Below are 24,527 nucleotides of genomic sequence, written 5' to 3' on the forward strand. Positions count from 1 at the left end.
TGATCGGAATTGTTCTGACCAATTAGGCTCTGTTCACTACCCCGATGGTGTGGTCGTCCGCCAGTTCGCCGGCTGGCTGCCCGGCAAGGGTTCGGGTTGGAAGTGGCCTTGGTGCGACGGGGGCGCTATGCGCTTGGCTGAACGGCCGGCTCGGCGGCTGCGGAACCACGCCGGGGGGCTGCGACTTTTCAAGTCGCCCGTCGGCCTTATTGAGCACGCCCCGCGGGCCGCGGCTACAATCCGCGACTCTTTTTTCCCCTGCGTAGCCTCCATGCGTTCCCATTACTGCGGCCAGGTCACTGAAACCCTGACCGGCGAGACCGTCACCGTGTGCGGCTGGGTGCATCGTCGCCGTGACCACGGCGGGGTGATCTTCATCGATCTGCGCGACCGCGAAGGTTTGCTGCAATGCGTGTTCGACCCGGACACGCCCGAGGCCTTCGCGCTGGCTGATCGCTTCCGCTCCGAGTACGTGGTCAAGCTCACCGGCCGCGTGCGCCCGCGACCAACGGGTACCGAGAACGCGAACCTCACGACCGGCAAGATCGAGGTACTGATCAAGACCGCCGAGCTGCTCAACAGCGCGCAGACCCCGCCGTTCCAGCTCGACGACGACAATGTCGGCGAGGACACCCGGCTCAAGTTCCGTTACGTCGATCTGCGTCGCCCGGCCCTGCAGAAGAACCTGCGGCTGCGCCACGACGTGATCCGCCGCATCCGCAACTACATGGACGACAACGGCTTCGTCGATGTGGAGACGCCGATCCTGACCCGCGCCACGCCCGAGGGCGCGCGCGATTACCTGGTGCCCTCGCGCACGCATCCGGGTCATTTCTTTGCGTTGCCGCAGTCTCCGCAGCTGTTCAAGCAGCTGCTGATGGTGGGCGGGTTCGATCGCTACTACCAGATCGCGCGCTGCTTCCGCGACGAGGATCTGCGCGCGGATCGCCAGCCGGAATTTACCCAGCTCGATATCGAGACCTCGTTCCTGACCCAGGAACAGATCATGGCGATCGTCGAAGGTCTGGTGAAAGAGATCTTCCAGTCCGTGCTGAACGTTGATCTCGGCAAGCTGCCGCACATGAGCTATGACGAGGCGATGGCGCGCTACGGCTCGGACAAGCCCGACCTGCGCAATCCGCTGGAACTGGTGGACATCAAGGACCTCGTTGCCGATTCTGACTTCAAGGTGTTCGCCAATCCGGCGAAGGACCCGAAGTGCCGCGTGACCGCGCTGCGCGTGCCGCAGGGCGGCGTGAAGCTGTCGCGTGGTCAGATCGACGGCTACACCGGCTTCGTCGGCCAGTACGGCGCCAAGGGCCTGGCCTGGATCAAGGTCAACGAGAAGGCCAAGGGCCGCGAGGGCCTGCAATCGCCGATCGTGAAGAATCTTTCCGACGTGGCGTTGGCCGGCATCCTCGAACGCACGGGCGCGTTGGACGGCGACCTGCTGTTCTTCGGCGCCGACAAGTTCAGCGTGGTGTCCGACGCGCTCGGCGCGCTGCGCCTTAAGGTCGGTCGCGACATTGGCCTGACCTCGGAAGGCTGGAAGGCGCTGTGGGTGGTCGACTGGCCGATGTTCGAGTGGGACGATCGCGACGGCGGACGCTGGGTCTCGCCGCACCATCCCTTCACCGCGCCCAAGCAGTTCGACGCTGGGGCCATCAAGGCCAATCCCGGTAGCATCGTGTCGCAGGGCTATGACATCGTGCTCAACGGCGTCGAACTCGGCGGCGGCTCGGTGCGTATCCATCGCACCGACGTGCAGCAGGCGGTGTTCGAGCTGCTCGGCATCGGTGCCGAGGAGCAGCAGGAGAAGTTCGGATTTCTCCTTGAGGCGCTGTCCTTCGGCGCGCCGCCGCACGGCGGTCTCGCGATCGGCATCGACCGCCTGATCATGCTCATGGCCGGCGGCGCGTCGATCCGCGAAGTCATCGCCTTCCCCAAGACCCAGACCGCGCACGATCCGCTGACTAACGCGCCCGGCACCGTCGACGTCAAGAGTCTTCGCGAACTGTCCATTCGCAGCACGGTCGTCAAGAACCCGGAAACCACCGCGGCGCAATAAGGTCCAAGCCCGAACGCGCGCAGCCCCAAGGAACACGATGCCCATTACCCGATTCTCAGTGACCGCCCTGGCGGCTGTTGCCCTGGCCGGATGCAGCAGCATCGGCGACGGCAGCAAGCCGGAATCGCTCAAGATTCTGCAGCTTGGGCCTACCGATCAGCTCACGCTCGAATTGCTGGAGGCTCCGACCGAGCCGGCCAAGGCGTTCACCTGCATCCGTACCGGGCTGTCCTTGTTCGTGACCTTCAGCGGCGGCGACATCGGCAATTTCACCAATCGTGCGCGCTGGTCCAGCGACAACGAGGCGGTGGTCCGGGTGAGCAATCGCGACGAGGAAGTGCCCGACTCGGATGGCTTGGTGTTCGATTTCGGGTCCTTGACGCCGGTCGCGCCCGGCACCGCCAACATCACGGCGGAGTACGTCGGAATGACTGCGACGATTCCGGTCACGGTGGCCGGCATCGATACCAGCACCATCCGCATCGAGCCGGAGAAGGCGGTTCTGGCGGCGCGCTCGGGCCAGAATTTTTCGGTCAGCGCCATGATCGACGGACAGATGACCGACGTCAGCAATACGGTGACCTTCGCGTTCGCCGAACCGGACGAGGAGATCGCGCTCACCGAGCCCACCGGCTTCGTCACGGCCGTTGCCGACGGCGGGCCGCTGGTGTTGGAGGGGCGGCTCAACGCCCCCTGCGACGTGACCCCGTCGGCAACGGTGCGGGTCGCGCCTCTGCAGTCGATCGCTCTGGACTACGAGGAAGGGTTCGACGGCGAGATGGTCAGCGGTACGACGCAGTTGCTGCGTGCGACCGGCGACTTCGGGGACGTTGACGGCGACGGCGAGCCGGACACGCAGGATCTCAGCGCGCAATCGATCTACACCTCCTCGGACACCGACGTTATGGGGACCGGCGGATTGCTTTCAGGTCTCAACCTGGCGATCGCGGGGACCAGCGGCGAGCAGCCTTCGGTCGTCGGCGACGCGACAATCACGACCAACTTCGGGCAGGTGATCGATCCGGACGGCGATGGTTCGGTCGAGGAAAGTCCCGGGGTCACCAGCAATGAACTGGAGTTCACCGTGCTGAATGTGGCGCTGGAGGAGGTGCGTATCGTGCCGGAGGAGCCGATGACAATCGCGCCCCTGGGCAATACGCGTTTTCGCGCCATCGGTACTTACAGCTTCGACGGTACCGAGCGCGAGCAGGACATCACCCGCCACGTCAACTGGGCCTCTAGCGATACCGAGCTGGTGCTCATTGGCGCCGGCATCAGCACCTCCGCCGGATTCGCGGTGGCCCGCACCGAAGACGGCGAGGGCGAGGTCGATATCACCGCGACCGTCGTCAGAGGCGTACTGGATCTGGATCCGGACGGCGAACCCAATCCCGATCGGCCGCTGGACGATCCGGACGACAGCCGCGACACCGTGAAACTGTTCGTGGCGATTCCCGACGACCAAGAGGAAGCCGCGCCGTAACGGTTTTTCTGCAACGTTTTTTGTAGCGCTCAACCGTCCCGGCGCGCGGTGATTCTTCCGCGCGCCAGAACCAGATTGAAGCGCTGCTGCGGAGCCAGGGACGTCGCGTCTCGAACCACGTGGCCTTCGGCGGTCGTGGCAATGGCATAACCGCGATCCAGCACCGCCTGCGGGCTGACGCTGCGCAGCAGGCTGTGCTTTTGCTGCCAGCGCTCGGCATGCCGCAATAACGCTGCGCGCAAATTTCGCTGCAACTGGGTGGCGGCCAGGTCCAGTTGCCGGCGTGCCGCCGCCAGTCGCGGACGCGGATCGCGCAGTGCCAGGCGGATGTGCTGCGCGTGGTGACGCTCGGCGTAACGTTGCAGACGCTGCTGCCAGCCGTCGCCGAGCCGTTGCGTCATCTCGTCCAGCATCTGTGCGCGTTCATGTAGCTGGCGCTGCGGATGGCGCTGATGCAGACGGTCCCGCTGCTGCTGCAGCTGTGTGCGGTCGTGCAGGATCCGGCGCAGCAGATCGCGGTTCAGGCCGCTGTGCGCCTGCGCCAGGCGTGCGCGAATGGTGGCCTGGTCGGGACTGATCAGTTCCGCTGCCGCAGTCGGGGTGGGCGCGCGCAGATCGGCGGCGAAGTCGGCTATGGAAAAGTCGATCTCATGACCGATTCCGGTGATCACCGGCACTGCACAGGCGGCGACCGCGCGCACCACGATTTCCTCGTTGAACGCCCACAGGTCCTCCAGCGAACCGCCGCCACGGACCAGCAGCAGCGCATCGATCTGCGCGCGTCGCGGCAGTTCGCGCAACGCCCGCACGATGGCCGGGGCGGCCGTGGCGCCTTGGACCGGCACCGGCCACAGCGCCACCTGCAGCAGCGGGAAACGTCGCGACAACGCAGCCAGCACGTCCTGCACGGCGGCGCCGGTGGCCGAGGTAATCAGTCCGATGCGGTGCGGGCGCTCGGGGATCGGGCGCTTGCGTGCCGGGTCGAACAGGCCCTCGGCGGAAAGCCGCCGCTTGAGTGCTTCGAACTCGCGCAGCAGGGCGCCTTCGCCGGCGGGTTCCAGGTGCTCGCAGATCAGTTGCAGGTCGCCGCGGGCGGTGTAGAAACTGGCGCTGGCGCGCACCAGCACGCGATCGCCGTTGCGCGGCTGCGCGGCGACCACGTAGTTGGTGTTGCGGAACATGGCGCAGCGAATCTGCGCGCGCTCGTCCTTGAGGGTGAAATACCAGTGCCCGGAAGCAGGCCGGCTGAAGTTGGAGATCTCGCCTTCCACCCACAGCCGCGGCAGGCTGTCTTCCACTAGCGCGCGCAGGATCTCGGCCAGATCGGAGACGCTGTGGACGGTGCGGGCAGGTGAAGAATTCAAGCGTGACGGGCAGGAGGAATGCCGCAGGAGAGCGCGTATAATACGGCTTTGATGGAGCCCTCAATGCGTATTGAAACCGAGGCGCTGACGTTCGACGACGTCCTGCTGCAGCCCGCCTACTCGGAAGTCCTGCCGCGGCAGGTCGATCTCACCACGCGACTGACGTCGCGCATCTCCCTGAACATTCCGCTGCTGTCGGCCGCCATGGATACGGTGACCGAGGCCAAGCTGGCGATTGCGCTGGCGCAGGAAGGCGGCATGGGCATCGTGCACAAGAACATGACGCCCGAACGTCAGGCCGCGGAGGTGCGCGCAGTCAAGAAATACGAATCCGGCGTGATCACCGACCCGATCACGGTGCCGCCGAACATGACCATCGGCGAGGTGCTGGAACTGACCCGCGCCAACCGCATCTCCGGTGTGCCGGTGGTGGAAGGGTCCAGCCTGGTCGGCATCGTCACCGCGCGCGATCTGCGCTTCGAGACCCGCTATGGCGAACCGGTCAGCCGCGTGATGACGCCCAAAGAGCGGCTGGTCACGGTGCTGGAAGGGGCCTCGCGTGAAGAGGTCATCGCCAAGCTGCACCAGCACCGCATCGAGAAAGTGCTGGTGGTCAGCCCCAGTTTCGAGCTGCGCGGCATGATCACCGTCAAGGACATTCAGAAGTCGACCGACCATCCGCTGGCCTGCAAGGATGATCGCGGTCGCCTGCGGGTGGGCGCGGCGGTGGGCACCGGACCGGATACCGACGAGCGCGTTGCCGGCTTGGTGCGCGCCGGCGCGGACGTGGTGGTGGTAGATACGGCGCACGGACATTCCAAGGGCGTGATCGACCGGGTCAGGGCGATCAAGCAGCAATACCCTGATCTGCAAGTGATCGGCGGCAATATCGCCACGGCGGATGCTGCGCTGGCACTGGCCGATGCGGGCGCGGACGGGGTGAAGGTCGGGATAGGGCCGGGTTCGATCTGCACCACACGCATCGTCGCCGGGGTGGGTGTACCGCAGATCAGCGCGGTGATGGCGGTGGCCGCGGCGCTCAAGCATCGCGACGTGCCCTTGATTTCGGACGGCGGCGTGCGCTACTCCGGCGACTTCGCCAAGGCGCTGGCGGCGGGTGCGCATGCGGTGATGGTGGGCTCCATGCTGGCCGGCACCGAGGAAGCGCCGGGCGAGGTGGAGCTGTACCAGGGCCGTTCCTACAAGTCCTATCGCGGCATGGGCTCGCTGGGCGCCATGAGCGCGACCCACGGGTCCAAGGACCGCTATTTCCAGGACACCACCAGCGAGATGGAAAAGCTGGTGCCCGAAGGCATCGAGGGTCGCGTGCCGTACAAGGGCGGCATGGCCGCGATCGTGCATCAGATGATCGGCGGCCTGCGCGCCTGCATGGGCTACACCGGCTGCGGCAGTGTGGACGACCTGCGGGTGCGCGCGCGCTTCGTCAAGATCACCGGCGCGGGCATCAAGGAAAGCCACGTGCACGACGTCAGCATCACCAAGGAAGCACCCAACTACCGCGTTCAGTAGCGGGCGCGGTCGCCGCCGTAGGCATAGGCGACCGGGCGCTGTAGCAGGGCGCGCGGTGGTGCCCCCTCCAGGAACAGATCGGTATCGAGTGCGCTCAGCTGCATTACCGCGCTGGCGACAAAACCGGCGCCGCCCGGCAGCGCAACAGCGTCGACCACGTCTCCCGCCGATTGGCCGGCGCTGTCGCGAATCGTGCCGCCGGGTTGCGGGGCCTCGCCCGCGCCCTGCAGCAAGAACAGCCGCTTCTTGAGATTGCCCAGGTAGTGCAGGCGCGCCACCACTTCCTGGCCGGTGTAGCAGCCCTTGTCGAAACTGATGCCGCCGAGCAGATCAAGGTTGGCCATCTGCGGCACCCAGCGATCCTGCGTGTCGAGGTCCACACGCGGAACGCCAGCGCGGATGTCGGCTTCGCGCCAGGCCAGCAGTGCGGCCTCGCCCCCAAGCAGGCTGTCTTGGGGGAGCGCGACAGACGCGGTCGCCGCGCCGATGGCCAGAAAGCGCGGTGTGATGCCGGGCAGGCGCACGATGCGCAGTCCGGGCGCAGTGCTCACTTGCAGAACATGCGCTGGGACTGGCCATGCCTGCGCGGCGATCCAGTCGGCGGCCTGGTGGCCGTCGATGCTCAGGCTCATCGATGTTGACGCCGGCGCTTCGAGCTGCACCTTGGCGCGTAGCACAAACATGCGCAGGCGCTTGAGTACCGGTTCCAGCAGATTCTGCGGCAGCCACAGTTCCACATCGGCGCCGTTGCGCAACAGCAGCGGCGCGGCGAGCATGCGACCCTTGGGACTGCAGTACGCGCTCCAAATCGCCTGATCGGACGTCAACTGGCGCAGATCGCCGGTCAACTGTCCTTGCAGAAAACTGTCGACGTCCGCGCCACTTGCACGCAGGGACAGCGGGGAAGTGAGCTGCAGCACGCGCAACGCCGGGAAATTTTCGGGGGGGGTAAGCAAGGGTAAATACTCGGGTGAGTTGGACATTCGTTGCGACGATGGTGCTGTGTTTGCGAAAATGGCGTGCTTTCCCAAATCCGGCCGCCGCCTAGGTCCATGAGTAAACCCGCAGATTCCGTCGTACGCCAGCACCGTCCCGCGGGGATCGATGTGGTGACGTTGAACGATCTGATCAAGGCCGAGGCCGGTACAGCGGCCGAAGCTTCCCCGGAAAGCCCGCAGACACCGTCGTCGCAAAACGGAAGCGTGCCGGAGATCGGTGGCCGCAAGAACGGCCTGGACCCGACCCGGTACGGCGATTGGGAAAAGGACGGACGCTGTATCGACTTTTAGCCACGTAGTCGGTTTTCGTCCAGCCGGACAGACCGACGCAGACCGTAGTCAGGGAGCACATGAGCACGAGCAAATCCACGGCGCCGAACCGGCCGCTGTCGCCCTTCATGATCGGGCCGTATTACAAGCCGCAGCTCACGTCGATGCTGTCGATTACGCACCGCCTGACCGGCATGGCGCTGGCTGCGGGCACGCTGCTGCTGGCGGGCTGGCTGATCGCCCTGGCCAGCGGCCCGCAGGTATTTGCCGCCTACGCCGGTCATGTGCAGGCCTGGTACGGGCAAATCCTGTTGCTCGGGTTCAGCTGGGCGTTTCTGTATCACCTGTGCAACGGCATTCGGCATCTGTTCTGGGATATCGGCAAGGGGCTGGACATCGCCGCCGCCTACAAGTCCGGCTATGCCGTGATCGCGATGTCTGCCGTTCTGACCGTGGCCGTGTGGGCCCTGGCCTACCTGATCTGACGGGAGTTTTTCACATGAGTCTTCGTTCTCCGTTGGGTCACGCGCGCGGCCTGGGTTCGGCCAAGGACGGCACCCACCATTTCTGGGTGCAGCGGGTGTCGGCGGTGGCGCTGGTGCCCCTGAGCCTATGGTTCGTGTTCAGCCTGGCGCGCCTGGGTGGCGCTGGCTACGAGCAGGTCCTGTGGTGGGTCAGCTATCCGGCGGTGGCAGTGACCTTGGTGCTGTTCATCGGCGCGGCCCTGTATCACTCGATGCTGGGCGTGCAGGTCGTGATCGAGGATTACGTCGGCAATGAAGCCGCCAAGATCACCGCGCTGCTGCTGTCGAAGTTTTTCCACCTGGTCGTGGCCGTCGCGAGCATCTTCGCGGTGCTGAAGATTGCGCTGGCGTGACGCCGGGAATGGAGAATCGGGAATGGGGAATCGTGACCGCCCCCGCTTCAGACGATTCCCGACTCCCGATTCCCGATTCCCGAGAATGAAATGACTTACGAAATCATCCATCACGAATATGACGTGGTCGTGGTCGGCGCCGGCGGTGCCGGCCTGCGCGCCACCCTGGGTCTGGCCGAATCCGGCCTCAAGACCGCCAACATCACCAAGGTTTTTCCCACTCGCTCGCACACCGTGGCGGCGCAGGGCGGCATCTCCGGTGCGCTGGCCAACATGGGCAAGGACGACTGGCGCTGGCACTTCTTCGATACCGTGAAGGGCAGCGACTGGCTGGGTGACCAGGATGCGATCCAGTACATGACGCGCGAGGCCATCCCCGCGATCATCGAACTGGAACACTACGGCGTGCCGTTTTCGCGAACGCCGGAGGGCAAGATCTACCAGCGTCCGTTCGGCGGCATGACCACCGACTTCGGCAACGGGCCACCGGCACAGCGCACCTGCGCGGCCGCGGACCGCACCGGCCACGCGATGCTGCACACGCTTTACCAGCAGAGCCTGAAGTGCAAGGCGCAGTTCTTCATCGAATACTTCGCGCTGGACCTGTTGATGGACGATGACGGCGCCTGCCGCGGCGTCATGGCCTGGGATCTGTCCACCGGCAAGCTGCATCGTTTTCGCGCGCAGATGGTGATCCTCGCCACCGGCGGCTATGGCCGCGCGTACTTCTCGGCCACGTCTGCGCACACCTGCACCGGCGACGGCAACGCGATGGTGTTGCGCGCCGGCCTGCCGCTGCAGGACATGGAGTTCGTGCAGTTCCATCCAACCGGCATCTACGGTTCGGGGTGTTTGATCACCGAAGGCGCGCGCGGTGAGGGCGGGTATCTGACCAACAAGAACGGCGAGCGTTTCATGGAACGCTACGCGCCGAGCGTGAAGGATCTCGCGCCGCGTGACATGGTGAGCCGCTCGATGGCCACCGAGATCCGCGAAGGCCGTGGTGTGGGCTCAGAAGCTGATCACATCCACCTGCATCTGGAGCACCTGGGCCCGGAAGTGCTGCACGCGCGCCTGCCGGGCATTTCCGAGAGCGCCAAGATCTTCGCTGGCGTCGACGTCACCAAGGAACCGATCCCGGTCGTGCCCACCGTGCACTACAACATGGGCGGCATCCCGACCCTGTTCACCGGCGAAGTCGTCACGCTCAAGAACGGCGAACCCGACTCCGTGGTGCCGGGCCTGATGGCGGCGGGCGAGGCGGCCTGCGTGTCAGTGCATGGCGCCAACCGTCTGGGCTCCAACTCCCTGCTCGATCTGGTGGTGTTCGGTCGCGCCTCGGCGATCCAGGCGGCCAGGCTGGTCAAGCCGGGTCAGCCGCACAAGACCATTTCCAGAGCTTCCGAAGAGGCCTGCCTGTCGCGCCTGGACAAGCTGCGCAACGCCAAGGGCAAGACCTCCACCGCTGACCTGCGCCTGGACATGCAGAAGACCATGCAGAAGCACTGCGCGGTGTTCCGCGACGGTCCGCTGATGCAGGAGGGCATTGCCAAGCTCAACACCATCGTCGAGGGCTTCGTCAACGATGTCGCCGTCACCGATCGGTCGATGGTGTGGAACTCCGATCTGGTCGAATCGCTGGAGCTGGACAACCTGCTGGGTCAGGCGCTGGTCACCATCGTCTGCGCTGAAAACCGCAAGGAGTCTCGCGGTGCGCATGCGCGCGACGACATCAAGGATCGTGACGACGCCAGCTGGATGAAGCACACCCTGGCCTGGCGCGAGTCGGACACCGGCGTGAAGATCGACTTCCGCCCGGTCCACATGAACACGCTCGATACCGACGTGGACGTGATCCCGCCCAAGAAGCGGGTTTACTGAAAAGCCGGGAATCGGGAATCGAGATGCGGGAATCGTGAAAACGCTCCGCTTCTGACCATTCCCGATTCTTCATTCCCGATTCTCCATTCCCGATTCCCGATTGCGGAGCAATCAATGGCCCAGTTCACCCTCCCCAAGAATTCCACCATCAGCAAGACCGCCGGCAAGAAATTTCCGGCGCCGGCTGGCGCCAAGAACGTGCAGACCTTCAAGGTCTACCGCTACGACCCGGATACCGGCGAGAACCCGCGGATGGATACCTACGATCTGGACATGGACGCCTGCGGTCCGATGGTTCTGGACGCACTGATCAAGATCAAGAACGAGGTCGATCCGACGCTCACGTTCCGACGCTCCTGCCGCGAAGGCATCTGCGGGTCCTGCGCGATGAACATCGACGGCACCAACACCCTGGCCTGCATCAAGGGCTGCGATGAAGTCAAAGGCGCCGTGGCGATCTACCCGCTGCCGCACATGCCGGTGGTCAAGGACCTGGTGCCGGACATGACGCATTTCTATGCGCAGCTCGCCAGCATCGAGCCCTGGCTCAAGACCGACAGCCCGGCGCCGACGCGCGAGCGCCCGCAGTCCGAAGAAGAGCGCGCCAAGCTCGATGGCCTGTACGAATGCATCCTGTGCGCCTGCTGCTCCACCAGTTGCCCGAGCTACTGGTGGAACGGCGATCGTTACCTGGGTCCGGCGGTGTTGCTGCAGGCCTACCGCTGGCTGGCCGATTCGCGCGACGAAGCCACCGGCGAACGGCTCGACGCGCTGGAAGACCCGTTCAAGCTGTATCGCTGCCACACGATCATGAATTGCACCAAGACCTGCCCCAAGGGCCTGAACCCGGCCAAGGCGATCGCGCAGACCAAGATGATGCTGGTTGAGCGTCGCACCTGATCCATTTGTGGTGCCTGCAACGGCCCCGCTCGCGGGGCCGTTTTCGTTGGTGCGTCCACGAACTGCAGTCTTGCGTAGGCAAGCTGTCGCGCCCTTTGTCTACTACTGGAGTCCTGAGCATGCATGTGGCTGCCCGCGTTCGTTCGTTTGCTGTGCTTTCCCTGATCGGCCTGCCCCCGTCGGTGCTGGCGATCGACTATGAGGCTACGGCTGACGCCTCGCTGGCGTACTCCGGCAGTCATTACGAGTCGGATGTCATGGGCGACGATTCCAACGGTCACAGCAATGGCTCCTGGGCCGGCGTCTCGCTGGCGGCGACGCAGAATGACTATCGCGCATTCCTGGTCTATCAATACGGCTTCGAGCGCTTCAACGAATCGATTCCCAACGCCGCGCCTGGCGATCGCGAGCGCGAGTTCTTCGGCGGCATCGCCAGCCCTTTCGGCACGCTCGGCTATGGCCGCCAGAGTTCGTTCTACAAACAGTCCGGGCGCGACCTGGATCCGTTCTTCGATACCTCGGTGGTCGGCTTCAACGGTGTGTTTGCGGCCGAAGGCGCGAGCTACGGTCTGTCCAATCTCACCAATGCCTTCAACGACGAGGCCGTGGCCTATGCCTCGCCGGTGATTGAAGGATTCAGCCTGCGCCTGTCGTACTTCATGGACCAGGCAGCGAACACCGACGAGGACTACGGCGTGGGCCTGCGCTACGCACCGGAAGACGGACCGCTGGTGGTCGGCGTCGAGTATCTCGACAGCGATGGCGGCGATGCGGTGTTCGGGGTCGGCAAGCTCGTGCCGTTCGATGCGGTCCGCGTATACGGCAGTATCCGCTGGAATGCGCTGGCGCTCGGCGCATCCTATGAGCGGGTGGACGTGGAGAACGAGGCGGACCCGCGCAACTACACCTTGCTCAGCGCGACCTACCAGATCATGCCCAAGCTCACCCTGGCGGGTACGCTGGGCTACCTCAAGGACGTGGTGCCCAACGCGGCGGCGAGCCCGGACGGCATCGATGGCGAGGGCCTCACCCTTGGTGCGTTCTACGAGTTGATGCCGCGCCTGACGACTTACATCGCCGCCCGCGGCGTGCGGCTGGATTCGGATGCCGACACCGAGACCTACGCCGTCGGCGTCAACTACGCCTTCGAGTTCGAACTCTTTCCCGGCTTTGGTCTCGCGCGCTGAAGCTTGCTGCGGACACGGGCGGCGTCGGCCGCTGACGGCACCGGCCTCAGAGGTTCCATGATGGCGGTGCCGGGCTCGGTACAACCCTTGGCGCAGCATTTGCCGGGCTGACGGTTGCGGGTGACGGCGCGCTGGGTGTCCGCGAGCACGCCGCGATCCAGCAGGCGTTCGACCAGCGCAACCTTGTCGCCGACCGGGTAATGCCGGTAGATCTCCTGCTTCATCGCCGCAGGCGATCCGCCACCGTGCAGGCTGATCACCGAATACCAGCCGCCCTGATACGAGGCGGTGAGGTCCTCGATGAAGCGTGCGGTCTGGATGCGCTTGTCGTAGGGCACGTCGGGGTTGGCGCGCAGCACTTCCGACAGGGTGGCGGCAGTGGCCGGGTTGTGGTCCTCGTCCGGGCCCGGCAGCGTCACGATCAGGCCGCCGGAGACATAGTGCGCGATGCGCTGCATGTCGTAGATCTGCGTGGCCAGCAGCAGCTTGCCGATGTTGGCGAACACCGGGTCGGGCACGAAGCAGCCGTTGAGCGCATCGGCCGCACCGTAGACCGAGGCCGCAACGCCGCAGGCGAAGAATCCCTCGGTGATCTTGATCAGCTCCACCATCTGCTCGCGCAGATGCGTCTCCTTTTCCGGGTCGAAGCCGTTGGCCTCGCACATCAGCGCGCCGGCGCCGATCAGCAGATCGCCGAAGCCGGCACGCGCACCGATGCAGGTATGCCGATGGTGGGTCGCGTACTGGTAAGTCAGAAACCCGCTGTGCTCCCACTCGCCGGCGAAGAACACCCGTTCGTACGGTACGAACACCTTGTCGAAGATGCACACGCCGGTGGACTGGCCGTAGCGATTGGAGAACAGCGCGGATTTTTCTCCCGGTCGGCCGGCCGGCCGCGCCACGATGGTCAGCCCCTTGGCGTCGATGGGCACCGCGCAGCACACCGCGAACGCGGCATCCTGCTTGCTCATGTTGCGGCAGGGCATCACCAGCAGCTCGTGCATGTAGGGCGCGCCGGTGACGATGGCCTTGGTGCCCGAGATCGTGATGCCTTTCTTGCTGCGCTTGACGATGTGCACGTAGGTATCGGCGTTGCCCTGCTGGTGCGGGCGCAGCGAGCGATCACCCTTGGCGTCGGTCATCGCCACGCCCAGGGTCAGATCCTCGTCCTGCACCCTTTGCAGATAGGCGTCAAAGCGGTCGCGATGTGTACGCGTGCCCTTGGCATCGTCGATGCGCGCGCTGACCTGGCCGATGGCGTTCATCGCATCGTAGGTCAGGTAACGCTGCGCGCAGCCGGTTTCCTGGCACACCAGGCGTGTGGCTTCGAGCTTGTTGAGCAGATCGCCGGCGCTCATGCCGATGTGGGTGAAGCGGTTGACGGTCTTGCCCGTCGTGTGCTGCACGGCGGTCATCAACGGAGCGAAGTCGGCGCGATGCGCGTAGTCATAGGTCAGGCCGATGGCGCGCACGCCGGGCGCCAGCGCGGGCTCGTCGGCGACACAATCGACGCTGCGTCCATCCACATAGACCTGCGGTCGATAGGCGCGCAACGATTCGCGGTAATCCGGGGCGGTCATCAGCATGGCGGACTCTCCTTGAATGTCCGCCATTGTCGGGCCTCTACCGCAACAGCCGAACTAGGGCGACCCCGCGGCCTTGGCCGGCGAGGCTACTTTGCGCTTCTCGCGGATGCGGATGACGCCCGCGGCGCCGTCCGCGCGTTTGCCCTGCTCGACGTCGAACAGACCGATGGCGCCAATGAGATCGCGCAACTTGGGAAACCCCCAGGTCCGCGAGTCGAAATCCGGTGCCTGCTTGGCGATATACGATCCCACCGGTCCCAGGTTGGCCCAGCCATCGTCGTCCGAGGCGGCCTTGATGCCGCTGCGGATCAGGTTCAGCAGCTTGTTGTCGCTGCGCAGATCTTTTGCCGTTTTCTTCTTCTTGGTCGGACTCTCTTCGGTAGTTTCTTCAGGTACCACCAGCAGTTCAGCGTAGATGAACTTGTCGCAGGCCGAGACGAAAGACTTCGGTGTTTTCTTTTCGCCCAGGCCGTAGGCCATCAGCCCGGTCTCGCGGATGCGCACCGCCAGCCGGGTGAAATCCGAATCGCTGGAGACGATGCAGAAGCCGTCGAAGCGGTTGGTGTACAGCAGGTCCATGGCGTCGATGATCATGGCGCTGTCGGTCGCATTCTTGCCGGTGGTGTTGGCGAACTGCTGAATCGGCTGGATCGCCTGTTCGGCCAGCACCTTCTTCCACGGCGCCAGGTTGGGCTGCGTCCAGTCGCCGTAGATGCGCCGCACGCTGGCCACCCCGTACTTGGCGATCTCGGCGAAGATCGGTTCGATCATGGAGGACAGCTTGGTGGTGTTGTCGGCGTCGATCAGCACCGCCAGCTTGGCGGTTCGGGAAGGGTCGACCATGGAGGGCTCCGGTTGCATCGGCGCAGCCTACCGGATCGGCCGCACTGCCATTGGACAAGGCCTGCACGGGACGCAGCCATGACCGACAATGCGCAGATGACAGACGAACGCCGCTTGCGCTGGCTGCTCCGACGCGGGATGAAGGAACTGGACGTGATGGTCACGCGCTACCACACCCATCGTTACGCTTCTGCGCCGGAAACCGAGCGCGCAAGCTTCGTACGCTTGCTGGAAACGGTTGAAGACCCCGACATCTGGTCCTGGGCCATGGGCTATGCCGAGCCGCCACCCGAATACCTTGAGCTGATCGCGCAACTGCGCGTGCATCGCTGAGCGGTTGACCTGATCGTGAACACCGCCCTGGACCTTCAGCTCAAGCCATCGGTGCGCGCCCACCAGTGGCTGTTCTGGCTGCACGCGCTGCCTTTGATACTGCTGCCGTTTGCCATGGAATCCGGCGCAACGATGTTGGCGCTGGCCGCTGCCATCGGCCTGTCGTGGGTAGGGTTGCGGCGTCATCCGGCCTTCGGGTACGGACCCAGGGCACTGACGCGCATCGTGGCCCAGGTCGAGGGCGGCTGGTTGTTGGGTACGGCGGGTGGCGCACAGATCGAGGCACAACTGCTGGACGACACTTACCGGCAATCCTTCGTCATCGTGCTGAACTTTCGCGATGCTTCGCAGCGCCGTCGCACCCGTGTGTTGCTCGGCGATGAGCTTTCGGCCGAAGCGCTGCGCCGTTTGCGTCTCAGGCTGTCGGAACGTGCAGCCGCCAGTGATCGTTCGGAGTCCTCGTCACCGTGAAGTCTCGTCTTGCCCTGTTGTTTCTGCTGGTTCTCCCTATAAGCGGATGCGCCATGTTTGCACCGAAGCGTGAACCCATTGCCCTGGTACCGAAGGTCGACCTGCAGCGTTTCATGGGCGACTGGTACGAGATCGGCTTCACCCCGATCTACTTCGTGCGCGACGCGCACAATGGCGTGGAAAGCTACACGCTTAACCCGGACGGCACCGTCGGCACGGTTTACCGCTATCGCGACGGCGGCTTCGACGGCCCGCTCAAGACTCATCGTCCGAAGGGTTTTGTGGTACCGGATACCGGCAACGCGCTGTGGGGCATGCAGTTCGTGTGGCCGTTCAAGGGCGAATACCGTATTGCGCATCTGGAGCCGGACTATTCGGTCACCATCATCGCCCGCAATGCCCGCGATTATGTGTGGCTGATGGCACGTGACCCGGAGATGAGCGACACCGACTTCGAGCGCTATCGCGCCATGATCGGGCGCATGGGTTACGACCTTTCCAAGTTCAAGCGTCATCCGCAGCGATGGCCGGAAGCGGAGGCGCGACCGCCACTGTAGTGCGCGATTAGGTTGCGCGGACGTGCTTGGTAGTGCGGAGCGCTTCCGCACCGGGAACCCGGTGCGGCGCTCGCGGCGCAGATTGCCCTTGTGGCAATCCGCGACAGCCCCGCTCGCGTGTCCGAAAACGGCCAGACAGCGCTGCGCGTACGCCCCACACTAGGCGCATGGAACTGAATGCGGATCTTTGCTACGAGGCGCTGCGTGCACGTGATGCCCGCTTTGACGGCCGCTTCTTCGTAGGCGTCTCAACCACCGGCATCTATTGCCGGCCGGTATGCACGGCCCGCACCCCCGGGCGTGACCGCTGTCGTTTCTTCTACCAGGCGGCCGCGGCGGAGATAGAAGGTTTCCGGCCTTGCCTGCGCTGCCGGCCGGAACTGGCGCCGGGCGTGGCGCCGGTCGACGCCGTGCGCAGCGCCGCGCGTTGGACGCTCGGGCGCATCGAGTCCGGCGCCTTGAACGACGAAGGTTTCGAGCGCCTGGCCGCAGAGTACGGGCTGTCCTCGCGTCAGTTGCGACGTGCGGTGGTCGCGGAGTTCGGAGTTACGCCGGTGCAGCTGGCGCAGACGCGCCGCCTGCTGCTGGCCAAGCAGTTGCTCACCGAAACTGCCTTGCCGATGGCGCAGGTCGCGCTCGGCAGCGGATTCGCCAGCGTGCGTCGCTTCAATCACCTGTTTCGCGACCGCTACGGCCTGAATCCGGTCGCGATGCGCCGCTCCACCTCCGCGACGCTGGGCCAGGGCGTGACCTTGCAACTGGCGTACCGGCCACCGCTGGCCTGGGACGTGCTGCTCGGATTCCTCACCGGCCGCGGCGCGGCGGGCGTGGAGTACGCGGAGGGCGACCGCTACCTGCGCACGGTGCGCATCGGCGCGCACCGCGGCTGGATCGTCGCTGGCCCAGTCAGCGGGCGCCCGATGTTGCAGGTCGAGGTTTCCGCGGGTCTGATTCCGGCGCTCGCCAGCCTGATGCCGGCCCTGCGCCGGCTGTTCGATCTGGACGCGCATCCGCACACGATCAACGCGCAACTGCAGCGCGATCCCAGGCTGGCCCCGCTGTTGCTGGCGACGCCAGGCTTGCGCGTACCGGGTGCGATGGACGGTTTCGAACTGGCGCTGCGAGCGGTGCTGGGCCAGCAGGTGACGGTCAAGGCCGCGACGACCTTGTTCAGCCGCTTCGCCCTGGCCTTCGGTGAGCCCGCCGTTACGCCGCATGCCGGGCTGAAGTTCTACGCGCCGACGGCGGAGCGCGTCGCCCAGGCCAGCGTGCAGCAGTTGATCGATCTGGGGCTGACGCAGCGCCGTGCGCAGACCATTGCGGACCTGAGCCGCGCGCTGGCGCTCGGAGAGTTGGTGCTGGATGCCGGTTCCAATCCCGAGTCGAGCGCGGCGCGGCTGCAGACCATCCCCGGCATTGGTCCCTGGACCACGCAATACATCGCCATGCGCGCGCTGCGCGATCCGGACGCACTACCGGCGTCGGACTTGGGCTTGATGAAAGCGCTGGCGGTGAAGCGTCCGCGCGAGGTCATCGACGCCGCGCAGGCTTGGCGCCCGTGGCGTGCCTACGCCGCGCTGCATCTGTGGCACAGCGTTAAGGCGGGAGGGTGAGTTCATGAACATTTTTCACAGCCATATGGACAGTCCGCTCGGACCGTTGCTGCTGTTGGGCTCGGACGGGGTGCTGACAGGTGTTTTCATGGATGCGCACAAGGGCGGGCCATCGGCCGCACAGATCGGCGAGCGTGACGACGCTGCGCTGGCCCCGGTGCGCGCGCAACTGGAGGCCTATTTCGCCGGACATCTGCGCACATTCGATCTGCATCTGGACGGCGCCGGCACACCGTTTCAGCGCAAGGTGTGGGCGGGCCTGTGCGAGATTCCGTATGGCGAAACCATCAGCTACGGCGAGCTGGCGCGCCGTATCGGGCAACCCACCGCCTCCCGCGCGGTGGGTCTGGCCAACGGCCAGAACCCGATCTCCATCGTGGTGCCCTGTCATCGCGTGATCGGCGCCAACGGATCGCTCACCGGTTACGGCGGTGGCATCGAACGCAAGCGCTGGTTGCTGGCGCACGAGGCACAGCAGCAAACCCTTCTGTAGGGCGGTCCGAGGCCGCCGTCTGTGCTCGGTAGACGGGCCCGATGGCGGGCGCGGCTCGCCCTTGATGTGAGTACGCCAGGGGCAGTCGGCCCGCGCCGCTGTCTATGATCGGAGCCCCGCGAGGACGGTCGGCCCGGTTTGCGCGAGGCTCTGCGGAAAGTCCAGGGTGTGGTGCAGGCCGCGGCTTTCCTTGCGTTCCAGGGCCGAGCGCACGATCAACTCCGCGCAGACCACCAGATTGCGCAGCTCGATCAAGTGATGGCTGACGCGGTAGTTGCCGTAGTAGTCCTGGATTTCCCGTTGCAGCAATTCCACCCGGTTGAGCGCGCGTTTGAGGCGTTTGGTGGTGCGCACGATGCCGACGTAGTCCCACATGAAGGTGCGCAGTTCCAGCCAGTTGTGGCTGACCACCACGTCTTCGTCGGAGTCGCGCACGCGCGAGGCGTCCCAGGGCTTGAGCGGCGAGGGCGCGGGCAGAGTATTCAGACGCTGCAGGATGTCGTCGGCCGCCGCCGCGGCGAACACCAGGCATTCGAGCAGGGAGTTGGAAGCCAGGCGATTGGCACCGTGCAAGCCGGTGCAGGCCACTTCGCCAATGGCGTAGAGGCTGTCGATATCGGTGCGCGCGGCGAAATCGGTCATGACGCCACCGCAGGTGAAGTGCGCCGAAGGCACCACGGGGATGGGGTCCTTGGTGATGTTGAGACCCAGTTCCAGGCAGTGCGCGTAAATGCCCGGGAAATGACCCTTGATGAAATCCGCCGGCAGATGGGTGACGTCGAGCAGCACATGGCGCAGGCCCAGGCGTTTCATCTCGTGGTCGATGGCGCGCGCGACGATATCGCGCGGCGCCAATTCTGCCCGCTCGTCGAAACGCAACATGAAGCGATCACCCGGGGTGCCGTTGTCGCCGGGCAAGCGCAGATATCCGCCCTCGCCACGCAGCGCCTCGGTCATCAGGAAACTGCGTGAATCCTTGTGATACAGGCAGGTCGGGTGGAACTGCATGAACTCCATGTTGGCGACGCGACAACCAGCGCGCCAGGCCATGGCGATACCGTCGCCCGAAGCGCCGAAAGGGTTCGACGAGTACAGGTACACCTGATTGGCGCCGCCGGTACATAGCGCCACCACCTTGGCCGGCACGGCCTCCACCTCCTTGCTGGCGCGGTCGTACAGGTACACACCCTGAACCTTGCGGCTGTCCGGGTCGACGATCAGGTCCACCGCCACCGCACGCTCGCGGATGCGGATATTGGGATGGTTGGCTGCCAGCGTCGCCAGCGTGGTTTCCACTGCACGGCCGGTGGCGTCGGCGGCGTGCACCACGCGCCGGTGGCTGTGGCCGCCTTCCCGGGTCAGGTGCAGGCGCGAGCCGGTGGGATCGTCATCGTCGCGGGTAAAGGCCACGCCCTGGTCCACCAGCCAGCGGATTGCGGCCGGGCCCCGCTCCACGGTGTAGCGCACCACGGCTTCGTCGCACAGTCCGCCGCCGGCGGTCAGGGTGTCGCGCACATGGTCCTCAAGGGTGTCGGTGGCGTCCAGCACGGCGGAGATGCCGCCCTGCGCCCACAGGGTGGAACCCGACTCCAGACGCGTCTTGGATACCACAGTGACCCTGCGGCCGGCCTGCGCCAGGCGCAAGGCCAGGGTCAGGCCGGCGGCGCCGCTGCCCAATATCAGAATGTCGGAACTCATGCTCCCCGGTCCGGATTGCTAGACTGGCGGCGATTATGAACGCGGAACCAGGGATAGGCTTGGCAGCCTGGGGTTCTGCCCGAACGTTTCCCCATGAGCGAAGAACCTGTCGACGAACAGCTCGTCGAGCGTGCCCAGCAGGGCGACCAACGCGCATTCGAGCTGCTGGTCCGAAAATATCAGTACAAGATCGTGCAACTGGTCGGCAGACTGGTGGGCGATGCCGACGCGCCCGACGTCGCGCAGGAAACCTTCATCAAGGCCTGGCGTGCGCTCAACGGTTTCCGCGGTCAGAGCGCGTTCTACACCTGGCTGTATCGCATCGGCATCAACACCGCCAAGAATCACCTGGTCGCGCGCAACCGCCGGCCCAGCAACCAGGACATCGATGTCGAAGAGGCCGAGCTATACGGCCACACCGAGCAGATGTCCGATGTCGACACCCCGGAAGCGGTGCTGCTGTCCGAAGAGATTCGCCACAAGGTCGAAGAGGCGATCGCCAAGCTGCCGCCGGACTTGCGTCAGGCGATCACCCTGCGCGAGCTCGAGGGTCTGTCCTATGAGGAGATCGCCGAGGCCATGAGCTGTCCGATCGGTACTGTGCGCTCGCGCATCTTCCGCGCCCGCGAGGCGATCGACGCGGTGCTGCAACCGCTGATCGAGTCGCGATGAGTGCCGCCTTTTGTCATCTGTCAGGAACTTTCCCGTTAAGCTGCGGTTTAGCTGAGGTCTGCGGGCGTGCTTGCAGCAACTTTTAGAAAAATGGTGTCCACGATGGTCATGGATTCTCTGTCTGCCCTGCTGGATGGCGAATGTTCCGCCGAGGAAACGGATCGGCTGCTCGGTGAGATCGAGCGGTCGCCCGAACTGGCGCGACAGTGGAGCCGCATGTGCCTGGCCCGCGACGCCCGCGCCGGCGTCAGCGTTCCGCTCCACCAGCCCTGCATCTGCGATGCCGTGATGAGCCGGCTGGATCCCGCTCCCGCGGCCGCCGACGCCAAGGTGGTCGATCTGGCCGTGCACAAGGCCAGCCGGAGCGGCCGGCAGCGATTCACCGGCACCGCGGCGTGGAAGCCGCTGATCGGATTCGCGGCCGCCGCCTCGGTTGGCGCCGCCGCGGTGTTCCTGCTGCAACCGCAGTCCGGCACCGTCGATCCGACGCCTTCCAATGGAATCCCCGCGGCCGGCACCCTGGCGCACTGGAATCGCGGCGATGCGCGCGCAGTGCAGCCGGTGGCCGTCGCTGGCGACGAGGCCCATGCACAGATGCTGCGCGAGTATCTGATGGATCACAGCTCTGCCGTGGCGGGCGAAGGCCTGGGCAGCACGCTGCGCTATGCGCGGTTCGCGGCGCATACGGCCGACTATCGGCCGGAGCCGAGCGAGCAACCGTGAGCCCACGCGCCAAGTCGCGCTGGGCAGTCGGGGCGATCGCCCTGAGCCTGATCGGCAGCGTCGCCAGCGCGGCCGATGCGGTACCCGGCGAGTGGCTGGTCCGCATGAGCGAGGCCACACGCCTGGCCAACTACGAAGGCGTCGTGGTCTATCGCGGCGACGACGTACTCGAAACCTTTCGCGTCACCCATCGCTTTGCCGACGGCTCCGAGCGCGAGCGCGTGCAGTCCATGACTGGCGAAGTCCGCGAAGTCCTCAAGCAGAACGACAAGCTGACCTGTCTGCTCCCCAAGGATCGTCATCTCACGGCCACGCGGCCGGCGTCCACCCCCAAGGGTCTGTTCCGGGCACTGACGCCGGAGCGCCTGCAGCAGATCGCCCGGGTCTACGAGCTGCGCGAAATCGGCACCGCGCGCGTGGCCGGTCGCATCTGTCGGGGGATCGCCATCGCGCCGCGTGACGAATTTCGCTATGGCTACGAGATCTGGGCCGACGACGCCACCGGCCTGCCGCTCAAGCTGAGCCTGGTTGCGCCCGACGGCCGCCTGCTGGAGCAGATGTTCTTTACCGAGGTGCGCTTTCCCGACAGCATCCCCGACTCCGCTTTCGACGCTGAGATCCCGGTGGCCGAGGTGCGCGAATCCACCGAGGCCGCGGTCGACGCCATCGCCCAGGCGCACGAGCGCGAACCGATGACCGAAGAACAAGCGGCCGCCGTGGCGGCGGAAGCCGCAGAGCCTGCATTCAGCCAGCTGCCACCGGGCTTTCGCGTGATCCGCCGCGAGATTCGCGCCTCGCCTGCGGGGGTGCGCGAGCACCTCGTGCTGTCCGACGGTCTCAGCGCCGTGTCGGTGTATCGCATTCAGCGGCGCCAGGCGCCGACCGCCGGCAGCGGCCAGCGTCTGGATCAGATGGGTCCGCTCAATGCCTACAGCCGCATGGTCGGTACCACGCAGGTGATGGTGCTGGGAGAAGCACCGCGCCGCACCATCCGCATGATCGGCGACAGCTTCGAGCCCCGTGACTTGGCGCCCGCCCCGCCGACGCTGGTGGTCAGCGAACCGGGCGAGGCTGCAGCCGGCGGCGCGGTGGATCGCTGAGTTCGCGGTGTAGCCGGATACAATGGGGCGATGTTCCTCGCGTCCGCCCTTTCCAAACGATTCGTTCTGCCGGTGCAGACTGGCTCTGGCGCGGTTGTCGCCGCCATCATGGGTTCTGCGTTGCTGATCGCCGGCTGCTCCGGGCCTGGCGGCTTTCCCGATCTGGCCGATCTGGTCGACAAGAACAGCCCTTCGGTGGTCAACATCAGTACGGTGCACAGCCCGCGCCCTGGCGTGCTGGCGTCTCCGCATGGCAATGACAGCCCGGACTGGCTGCGGCGATTCCAGGAAGGCTCCCCCCATGCAGACGAACTGCCCGACACGCCACAGGACGAGCCTTTGGGGTCCGGGTTTGTGCTATGGGAAGACGGCTACATCCTCACCAACTATCACGTCGTGCAGGACGCCGAAGAAGTCATCGTGCGCCTGCTAGACCGGCGGCAGTTGCCGGCCACGATCATCGGAGTGGACCCGCCAACCGACCTGGCACTGCTCAAGATCGACGCCGACGAACTGCAAGCCGTGCGGATCGGCGACTCCAACCGGTTGCGGCCCGGCCAGTGGGTGTTCGCAATCGGCTCGCCGTTCAGCTTCGACTTTTCGGTGACCGCAGGGGTGGTGTCCGCCAAGGGCCGCAATCTGCAGTCCGAGCAGTACGTGCCGTTCCTGCAGACCGACGTCGCCATCAACCCGGGCAATTCGGGTAGCCCGCTGTTCAACCTGGCCGGCGAAGTGGTGGGGATCAACTCGCAGATCTATTCGCAATCCGGCAGCTTCCAGGGCGTGAGTTTCGCCATTCCCATCGACGTTGCCGCCAAGGTCGCGCGGCAGTTGCGCGACACCGGCCGCGTCACCCGCGGCTGGCTGGGCGTGGTGGTGCAGGAAGTGGATCGCGCATTGGCGCAGTCGTTTGGCATGGACAAGCCCGAGGGCGCGCTGGTGGCCAAGGTCATGCCATCCAGCCCGGCCGAAGAATCCGGCATCCTGGCGGGCGACGTCATTTTGTCGTTCAACGGCGAGGTGCTGGCCAGCTCCACCAGCCTGCCGCCGCTGGTCGGCAGCGTCGATCCGGGGCAGGTGGTGAATCTGCGCATCATCCGCGACGGCAAGGCGCTGGACTTCCGGGTGGAGGTCGGCACGCTGCAAGAGTCGCCGCGCGCCAGCCTGACACCCGCGCCGCCGCAGCCGACGCCGTCCGCCGGCCTGCTCGGCCTGAGCGTGGTGCCGCTGACCGACGATCAGCGCCGCGCGATGCGCATCCTTTCCGGCGGTGTGCTGGTGGATCAGGTTTTCGGCGGGCCTGCCGCGGTGGCGGGGATCCGGCCCGGCGACGCCATCCTGTCGGTGGCGGGGCAGGAGATCGATTCCCCCGAGCGTCTGGCCGAAGTCACCGGGCGTCTGACGCCGGACAGCAGCGTGCCGGTGCTGGTCAGCCGCGACGGCGCGCCGACCTTCGTGCCGTTGCAGATTCCGCCGGCCACCGAAGTGCCGGGCGGCCGCTGAGCGCTGCGGGTGAGTGCCGAGTTGCAGCTGTTGAGTCGAACCGGCTGCGGGCTATGCGAAGAGATGGCACAGGCCCTGCGCCCGGTTCTGGCTGCGGCCGGCGTGCAACTGGGCGTGATCGATGTCGACCACGATGCCGAGCGGCAGCGACGCTACGGCCTGCGCGTTCCGGTGTTGCTGGATGCCTGGGACGAGGTGGTTTGCGAGGGACACTTCGATGCTGACGCGCTGCAGGACTGGCTGCGCGAACGACGGCGCCGCAGCGCCGTCTGAGCGGCCGCAGGGCGGCTCCACGCCGCGCGCGGGCGCCGTGGAAGACTTCGCGAACCGGTATACTCCACGACCTTTTCGCCGACATTTCCGCTACTTGTAACCGC

At 65.7% G+C, this 24,527-nt stretch carries 24 protein-coding genes; 19 read left to right on the forward strand and 5 right to left on the reverse strand.

Annotated features, from left to right (window positions below; all coding sequences use genetic code 11):
* The first annotated feature begins 271 nt into the window (after positions 1 to 271).
* Positions 272 to 2,068 (forward strand): aspartate--tRNA ligase, encoded by a 1,797-nt coding sequence (gene aspS / locus ACOOHP_RS04365; RefSeq protein ID WP_420465236.1) that lies wholly within the window; start codon positions 272 to 274, stop codon positions 2,066 to 2,068.
* 37 nt (positions 2,069 to 2,105) lie between these two features.
* Positions 2,106 to 3,551, forward strand: a complete 1,446-nt coding sequence (locus ACOOHP_RS04370) for a hypothetical protein (RefSeq protein WP_420465237.1) — start codon at positions 2,106 to 2,108, stop codon at positions 3,549 to 3,551.
* A gap of 29 nt (positions 3,552 to 3,580) precedes the next feature.
* Here the strand turns inward: ACOOHP_RS04370 and xseA are convergent, their stop codons facing one another.
* On the reverse strand, positions 3,581 to 4,915 hold the full coding sequence (gene xseA, locus ACOOHP_RS04375) for an exodeoxyribonuclease VII large subunit (protein WP_420465238.1): 1,335 nt from the start codon (positions 4,913 to 4,915) through the stop codon (positions 3,581 to 3,583).
* Between the two features lie 63 nt (positions 4,916 to 4,978).
* On the opposite strand from xseA, the gene guaB reads away from it, so the two are divergent.
* Entirely contained in the window at positions 4,979 to 6,445 is a 1,467-nt protein-coding gene (guaB, locus tag ACOOHP_RS04380; protein WP_420465239.1) for an IMP dehydrogenase, read from the forward strand.
* On the opposite strand, the gene ACOOHP_RS04385 is transcribed toward guaB, so the two are convergent.
* Complete coding sequence (locus ACOOHP_RS04385; protein WP_420465240.1) at positions 6,439 to 7,401, reverse strand: YgfZ/GcvT domain-containing protein; 963 nt, start codon at positions 7,399 to 7,401, stop codon at positions 6,439 to 6,441. The genes guaB and ACOOHP_RS04385 overlap by 7 nt on opposite strands.
* A 159-nt stretch (positions 7,402 to 7,560) precedes the next feature.
* Here ACOOHP_RS04385 and ACOOHP_RS04390 point away from each other — a divergent pair, with 159 nt between their 5' ends.
* The 6 genes from ACOOHP_RS04390 to ACOOHP_RS04415 all read left to right on the forward strand — a co-directional run bounded on the left by ACOOHP_RS04390 (position 7,561) and on the right by ACOOHP_RS04415 (position 12,558).
* On the forward strand, positions 7,561 to 7,734 hold the full coding sequence (locus ACOOHP_RS04390) for a DUF1674 domain-containing protein (protein ID WP_420465241.1): 174 nt from the start codon (positions 7,561 to 7,563) through the stop codon (positions 7,732 to 7,734).
* A gap of 59 nt (positions 7,735 to 7,793) precedes the next feature.
* The gene (sdhC, locus tag ACOOHP_RS04395; protein WP_420465242.1) at positions 7,794 to 8,198 is read left to right on the forward strand and encodes a succinate dehydrogenase, cytochrome b556 subunit; all 405 of its coding nucleotides are present in this window, start codon (positions 7,794 to 7,796) and stop codon (positions 8,196 to 8,198) included.
* A 14-nt stretch (positions 8,199 to 8,212) separates the two neighbouring features.
* Entirely contained in the window at positions 8,213 to 8,590 is a 378-nt protein-coding gene (gene sdhD / locus ACOOHP_RS04400) for a succinate dehydrogenase, hydrophobic membrane anchor protein (protein WP_420465243.1), read from the forward strand.
* Between the two features lie 90 nt (positions 8,591 to 8,680).
* Positions 8,681 to 10,471: a succinate dehydrogenase flavoprotein subunit gene (sdhA, locus tag ACOOHP_RS04405; protein ID WP_420465244.1), complete on the forward strand. Its 1,791-nt coding sequence runs from the start codon at positions 8,681 to 8,683 to the stop codon at positions 10,469 to 10,471.
* Between the two features lie 114 nt (positions 10,472 to 10,585).
* A complete protein-coding gene (locus tag ACOOHP_RS04410) occupies positions 10,586 to 11,371 on the forward strand; it encodes a succinate dehydrogenase iron-sulfur subunit (protein WP_420465245.1) in 786 nt (261 codons plus the stop codon).
* Between the two features lie 119 nt (positions 11,372 to 11,490).
* Positions 11,491 to 12,558, forward strand: coding sequence for a porin (locus tag ACOOHP_RS04415; protein WP_420465246.1), 1,068 nt, complete (start codon positions 11,491 to 11,493; stop codon positions 12,556 to 12,558).
* Here the strand turns inward: ACOOHP_RS04415 and ACOOHP_RS04420 are convergent.
* Positions 12,510 to 14,144 carry a 4-hydroxyphenylacetate 3-hydroxylase family protein gene (locus ACOOHP_RS04420; RefSeq protein ID WP_420465247.1) on the reverse strand — a complete coding sequence of 545 codons (1,635 nt, stop codon included), beginning with the start codon at positions 14,142 to 14,144 and terminating at the stop codon, positions 12,510 to 12,512. The genes ACOOHP_RS04415 and ACOOHP_RS04420 overlap by 49 nt on opposite strands.
* A gap of 54 nt (positions 14,145 to 14,198) precedes the next feature.
* On the reverse strand, positions 14,199 to 14,987 hold the full coding sequence (locus ACOOHP_RS04425; protein WP_420465248.1) for an NYN domain-containing protein: 789 nt from the start codon (positions 14,985 to 14,987) through the stop codon (positions 14,199 to 14,201).
* Positions 14,988 to 15,065: 78 nt separating this feature from the next.
* Between ACOOHP_RS04425 and ACOOHP_RS04430 the strand changes: the two genes are divergently transcribed.
* The 5 genes from ACOOHP_RS04430 to ACOOHP_RS04450 all read left to right on the forward strand — a co-directional run bounded on the left by ACOOHP_RS04430 (position 15,066) and on the right by ACOOHP_RS04450 (position 18,454).
* Positions 15,066 to 15,320 carry a succinate dehydrogenase assembly factor 2 gene (locus ACOOHP_RS04430; RefSeq protein ID WP_420465249.1) on the forward strand — a complete coding sequence of 85 codons (255 nt, stop codon included), beginning with the start codon at positions 15,066 to 15,068 and terminating at the stop codon, positions 15,318 to 15,320.
* 15 nt (positions 15,321 to 15,335) lie between these two features.
* On the forward strand, positions 15,336 to 15,791 hold the full coding sequence (locus ACOOHP_RS04435) for a protein YgfX (protein ID WP_420465250.1): 456 nt from the start codon (positions 15,336 to 15,338) through the stop codon (positions 15,789 to 15,791).
* A 53-nt stretch (positions 15,792 to 15,844) separates the two neighbouring features.
* Entirely contained in the window at positions 15,845 to 16,348 is a 504-nt protein-coding gene (locus ACOOHP_RS04440; RefSeq protein WP_420465251.1) for a lipocalin family protein, read from the forward strand.
* Between the two features lie 167 nt (positions 16,349 to 16,515).
* Entirely contained in the window at positions 16,516 to 17,961 is a 1,446-nt protein-coding gene (locus tag ACOOHP_RS04445; protein ID WP_420465252.1) for a DNA-3-methyladenine glycosylase 2 family protein, read from the forward strand.
* Positions 17,962 to 17,965: 4 nt separating this feature from the next.
* Positions 17,966 to 18,454, forward strand: coding sequence for a methylated-DNA--[protein]-cysteine S-methyltransferase (locus ACOOHP_RS04450; RefSeq protein ID WP_420465253.1), 489 nt, complete (start codon positions 17,966 to 17,968; stop codon positions 18,452 to 18,454).
* A gap of 102 nt (positions 18,455 to 18,556) precedes the next feature.
* Here the strand turns inward: ACOOHP_RS04450 and nadB are convergent, their stop codons facing one another.
* Entirely contained in the window at positions 18,557 to 20,152 is a 1,596-nt protein-coding gene (gene nadB / locus ACOOHP_RS04455; RefSeq protein WP_420465254.1) for an L-aspartate oxidase, read from the reverse strand.
* 93 nt (positions 20,153 to 20,245) lie between these two features.
* Here nadB and rpoE point away from each other — a divergent pair, with 93 nt between their 5' ends.
* The 5 genes from rpoE (at position 20,246) to ACOOHP_RS04480 (ending at position 24,423) form a co-directional block, all read left to right on the forward strand.
* Positions 20,246 to 20,824 (forward strand): RNA polymerase sigma factor RpoE, encoded by a 579-nt coding sequence (rpoE, locus tag ACOOHP_RS04460; RefSeq protein WP_420465255.1) that lies wholly within the window; start codon positions 20,246 to 20,248, stop codon positions 20,822 to 20,824.
* 108 nt (positions 20,825 to 20,932) lie between these two features.
* On the forward strand, positions 20,933 to 21,547 hold the full coding sequence (locus ACOOHP_RS04465) for a sigma-E factor negative regulatory protein (protein WP_420465256.1): 615 nt from the start codon (positions 20,933 to 20,935) through the stop codon (positions 21,545 to 21,547).
* Positions 21,544 to 22,647, forward strand: coding sequence for a MucB/RseB C-terminal domain-containing protein (locus ACOOHP_RS04470; RefSeq protein ID WP_420465257.1), 1,104 nt, complete (start codon positions 21,544 to 21,546; stop codon positions 22,645 to 22,647). Before ACOOHP_RS04465 ends, ACOOHP_RS04470 begins: the two co-directional genes overlap by 4 nt.
* Positions 22,648 to 22,677: 30 nt before the next feature.
* Positions 22,678 to 24,150 carry a Do family serine endopeptidase gene (locus ACOOHP_RS04475; RefSeq protein WP_420465258.1) on the forward strand — a complete coding sequence of 491 codons (1,473 nt, stop codon included), beginning with the start codon at positions 22,678 to 22,680 and terminating at the stop codon, positions 24,148 to 24,150.
* Between the two features lie 9 nt (positions 24,151 to 24,159).
* Entirely contained in the window at positions 24,160 to 24,423 is a 264-nt protein-coding gene (locus ACOOHP_RS04480; RefSeq protein WP_420465259.1) for a glutaredoxin family protein, read from the forward strand.
* Positions 24,424 to 24,527: the final 104 nt, after the last annotated feature.

Source organism: Panacagrimonas sp. (assembly GCF_965216805.1).
GTDB lineage: Bacteria > Pseudomonadota > Gammaproteobacteria > Nevskiales > Nevskiaceae > Panacagrimonas.

Excerpts from the sequence above, each read along its gene's own strand:
- ACOOHP_RS04420 (WP_420465247.1), bottom strand. The coding sequence starts at position 14,144 with ATGCTGATGACCGCCCCGGATTACCGCGAATCGTTGCGCGCCTATCGA.
- rpoE (WP_420465255.1), top strand. The coding sequence starts at position 20,246 with ATGAGCGAAGAACCTGTCGACGAACAGCTCGTCGAGCGTGCCCAGCAG.
- ACOOHP_RS04475 (WP_420465258.1), top strand. The coding sequence starts at position 22,678 with ATGTTCCTCGCGTCCGCCCTTTCCAAACGATTCGTTCTGCCGGTGCAG.
- sdhD (WP_420465243.1), top strand. The coding sequence starts at position 8,213 with ATGAGTCTTCGTTCTCCGTTGGGTCACGCGCGCGGCCTGGGTTCGGCC.
- ACOOHP_RS04445 (WP_420465252.1), top strand. The coding sequence starts at position 16,516 with ATGGAACTGAATGCGGATCTTTGCTACGAGGCGCTGCGTGCACGTGAT.
- ACOOHP_RS04370 (WP_420465237.1), top strand. The coding sequence starts at position 2,106 with ATGCCCATTACCCGATTCTCAGTGACCGCCCTGGCGGCTGTTGCCCTG.
- ACOOHP_RS04425 (WP_420465248.1), bottom strand. The coding sequence starts at position 14,987 with ATGGTCGACCCTTCCCGAACCGCCAAGCTGGCGGTGCTGATCGACGCC.
- ACOOHP_RS04430 (WP_420465249.1), top strand. The coding sequence starts at position 15,066 with ATGACCGACAATGCGCAGATGACAGACGAACGCCGCTTGCGCTGGCTG.
- ACOOHP_RS04415 (WP_420465246.1), top strand. The coding sequence starts at position 11,491 with ATGCATGTGGCTGCCCGCGTTCGTTCGTTTGCTGTGCTTTCCCTGATC.
- sdhC (WP_420465242.1), top strand. The coding sequence starts at position 7,794 with ATGAGCACGAGCAAATCCACGGCGCCGAACCGGCCGCTGTCGCCCTTC.
- nadB (WP_420465254.1), bottom strand. The coding sequence starts at position 20,152 with ATGAGTTCCGACATTCTGATATTGGGCAGCGGCGCCGCCGGCCTGACC.
- ACOOHP_RS04450 (WP_420465253.1), top strand. The coding sequence starts at position 17,966 with ATGAACATTTTTCACAGCCATATGGACAGTCCGCTCGGACCGTTGCTG.
- sdhA (WP_420465244.1), top strand. The coding sequence starts at position 8,681 with ATGACTTACGAAATCATCCATCACGAATATGACGTGGTCGTGGTCGGC.
- aspS (WP_420465236.1), top strand. The coding sequence starts at position 272 with ATGCGTTCCCATTACTGCGGCCAGGTCACTGAAACCCTGACCGGCGAG.
- ACOOHP_RS04410 (WP_420465245.1), top strand. The coding sequence starts at position 10,586 with ATGGCCCAGTTCACCCTCCCCAAGAATTCCACCATCAGCAAGACCGCC.
- ACOOHP_RS04465 (WP_420465256.1), top strand. The coding sequence starts at position 20,933 with ATGGATTCTCTGTCTGCCCTGCTGGATGGCGAATGTTCCGCCGAGGAA.
- ACOOHP_RS04440 (WP_420465251.1), top strand. The coding sequence starts at position 15,845 with ATGTTTGCACCGAAGCGTGAACCCATTGCCCTGGTACCGAAGGTCGAC.
- guaB (WP_420465239.1), top strand. The coding sequence starts at position 4,979 with ATGCGTATTGAAACCGAGGCGCTGACGTTCGACGACGTCCTGCTGCAG.